Genomic DNA, 2558 nt, shown 5'->3' with positions numbered 1-2558 from the left:
TTTGCACTTTGTGTGATGAACTGAATGTCTAGCGGCAGCGTCTGTTTCACAGACGCATGTTTGGTGGCGATAGCGGAAGGGTTCCACGCGTACCCATCCCGAACACGACCGTTAAGCCTTCCAGCGCCGATGGTACTTGGACCGAAGGGTCCTGGGAGAGTAGGACGTCGCCAAGCACATGAAGCCATTGTTGAGTCATCGACAATGGCTTTTTTTGTTGTTTATACCTGGATAGAAAGACTGGTTATAGAGATGGATTTACTATAAAAGCGTTTACAATTGAGTGACATTTTTGTTACCGACGGCATGGTATATCCAAGTATAATAGAAAAGTGCAAATATTAAGCAGCACCTTAATACGAATGAACTACTGATAAATTCTAAATTTGAATTTTCTTGTGTCTTTTGATGCATGGTAGAGGTAAGGAGGATTTAAGGTATGAAGCTAACCCGACCCTTATGGATATTATTTATTGTTTGTATAGTGAGTGTAATGTTTACTGGTTGCGGAGCGAAAGAGCCCAACTGGGATACTTTTGAGGGAGCACTTAATGAAAAAAGCTTTCCTGTCCCTAAGGAAGCCAGTTCTCCTGACCGGGCTACTACAAATGTTGCTATGGACTATGTCCGTTACTCCTTGTCTGGAATTAAGGAAAAGGAGGGTGTACCCGAGGCTTACCTGAAAGCGATTGAAGCTTGGGGGTGGGAGGAACAAAAAGGGGAAGAGGATGCGGGAAGCTCCCGTGTTTTTCAAAAGGACGGACTAATTGTACATTTAACCGTACATGACGGCTATTTCACAGTAATGATTCCGAAGGAAAAGAAAGCCTCCATAAAAGGGCTGAAGAGTAAATAAATAAACGCCGTCCAATTTGGACGGCGTTTATTATTGAATCATATATCAATTTTGCACAAGGGACTGCTGTTGTCGGTAGGCGATGAACGTATGTATGCAGTTCTGCAATTATTGAGCGTAATAGGAAACGTCTGCAGGATTGAATTTCAGCATCCCGCCTTCATCATCTCGGCGCAGTCTCAGCAGGGTATACAGCCGGGGCAAGAGCAGCCAGAGATGGCAGATTACCAAGGAGGTTGTGAACGCCGGAGGAGCCCACACAATAAAAAGTGCGGCAATGCATAGGCCGATCCAGAAATTATGCAGCTGCACCTTACGAAAGACGCTGTAGCTGATATATTGATCCGGCATATAGCCGAGCCAAGGCAGACGAAGAGATACCTTCCACCGTTTAGCGATGGGGTGCCCGGTAATAAGGAGGACGGACCGTGAGATGACATACTGGACCCATAATACAACGGGAGCCGCAACAACCATATACAACAGGCTCCACCAGGAGAGGAATATGGTCTCCAGTACTACGAATAATAAAGGAAGTGCAATGTAGATCCGCAGCTTGGCAGTAGTCAGATTTATTTTTTTGATAAGCTTGTATTGATAGAATGTAGCTGCACCTTTGGTGTTGGGTTCCATAAAGAAAGTCTGACCTCCTCGAGAGTTCTCATGTTAATAATATCGGCTGTCTGCGGCGTTTTATTAAACTTCAGCAGGAGAATCACCAGCCTGGCGATCACAGAATATATATATTTTGAGTCACCCGGATAGGAAAAAACTATGAAAAGGTTTAAAATGATAGAAGGTGTAACATACTGTTCTTAAAAGAGTCAAGGTGGGATGGATATGGAACAGCAAACCGGACAGTCCTGCATTATTTGCGGGCAGATGAAAGAAGAAGGTATTGTTATTGTCTCGCATTTCATTTGTGAAGATTGCGAGAGCGAAATGGTGCGTACGGATGCTGAGGACATTAAGTACCGTTTTTTCATTGGCCGGATGAAGAAAATCGGACTCCAAAAGAACGCCTGATCCGAGTGAAGGCATTTGTAACAACAGTGTAAAGAGAGCGGGCGGTGGATCTGTGTCGCAATGGCTGCATTATAAGCAATTAATTTAACGGCTTCCCCGTGTTGTGGCGGGAGGGGCCGTTTTGTTGTGCGGATGATGCTTTTACGCGGAATAATAGGCGTTTAGGCATATTTGCGTTAAAATAGAGGTAACCCCCAGGGAAGGATAAGAACATGAACATTTTAGAGCCTGGCAGGGCACCGATATATGAGATGCTGGAACAATATAGACTTAAGGGTAATATATCTTATCACGTGCCCGGCCACAAGAACGGTGAGGCCTATAGCGGAGCTGAAGGGGCAGGATATCTGGATGAGATCATGAGGTACGACGTGACGGAAATTACCGGAACGGATGATCTTCACCACCCGGAAGGGGTCATTAGGGAGGCGCAGCTGCTGGCTGCAGATTGTTTTGGGGCGGAAGAAAGCTTTTTGCTGGTCGGCGGAAGCACCGCCGGCAATCTGGCACTTATCTTGACCGTTTGCCCGGACCCGGGGATGGTTCTGATTCTGCAGCGTAATGTCCATAAGTCGGTGATCCACGGCTTAATGCTGGCTGGCGTGCGGGCAGTTTTCCTCGAGCCGCAGCTGGATGCGGACAGCGGCCTCGCTGTTGCTCCGGCGGCTGAAGCGGT

The 2558-nt window shown here is 46.6% G+C and carries 3 protein-coding genes, 1 rRNA gene and 1 pseudogene; 4 read left to right on the top strand and 1 reads right to left on the bottom strand.

The features are described from left to right. The first annotated feature begins 59 nt into the window (after positions 1-59). Positions 60-176: ribosomal RNA gene (gene rrf, locus AQR02_RS30655) — 5S ribosomal RNA — on the top strand. Between the two features lie 263 nt (positions 177-439). Continuing rightward, entirely contained in the window at positions 440-856 is a 417-nt protein-coding gene (locus AQR02_RS30650) for a hypothetical protein (RefSeq protein WP_054944054.1), read from the top strand. A 108-nt stretch (positions 857-964) separates the two neighbouring features. Here the strand turns inward: AQR02_RS30650 and AQR02_RS30645 are convergent, their stop codons facing one another. Next, a complete protein-coding gene (locus AQR02_RS30645; protein ID WP_054944053.1) occupies positions 965-1489 on the bottom strand; it encodes a hypothetical protein in 525 nt (174 codons plus the stop codon). A 207-nt stretch (positions 1490-1696) separates the two neighbouring features. Here AQR02_RS30645 and AQR02_RS30640 point away from each other — a divergent pair, with 207 nt between their 5' ends. Continuing rightward, on the top strand, positions 1697-1882 hold the full coding sequence (locus tag AQR02_RS30640; RefSeq protein WP_054944052.1) for a sigma factor G inhibitor Gin: 186 nt from the start codon (positions 1697-1699) through the stop codon (positions 1880-1882). Positions 1883-2094: 212 nt separating this feature from the next. Then, positions 2095-2558: pseudogene (locus AQR02_RS30635) on the top strand (aminotransferase class I/II-fold pyridoxal phosphate-dependent enzyme); the annotation flags it as partial.

This window comes from Paenibacillus ihuae, from assembly GCF_001368795.1.
GTDB classification, from domain to species: domain Bacteria; phylum Bacillota; class Bacilli; order Paenibacillales; family Paenibacillaceae; genus Paenibacillus_AQ; species Paenibacillus_AQ ihuae.
This window is presented reverse-complemented; position numbering and strand designations above follow the sequence as displayed.

Coding starts and splice junctions, on each gene's coding strand:
- AQR02_RS30645 (WP_054944053.1), bottom strand. CDS start 1,489: ATGGAACCCAACACCAAAGGTGCAGCTACATTCTATCAATACAAGCTT.
- AQR02_RS30650 (WP_054944054.1), top strand. CDS start 440: ATGAAGCTAACCCGACCCTTATGGATATTATTTATTGTTTGTATAGTG.
- AQR02_RS30640 (WP_054944052.1), top strand. CDS start 1,697: ATGGAACAGCAAACCGGACAGTCCTGCATTATTTGCGGGCAGATGAAA.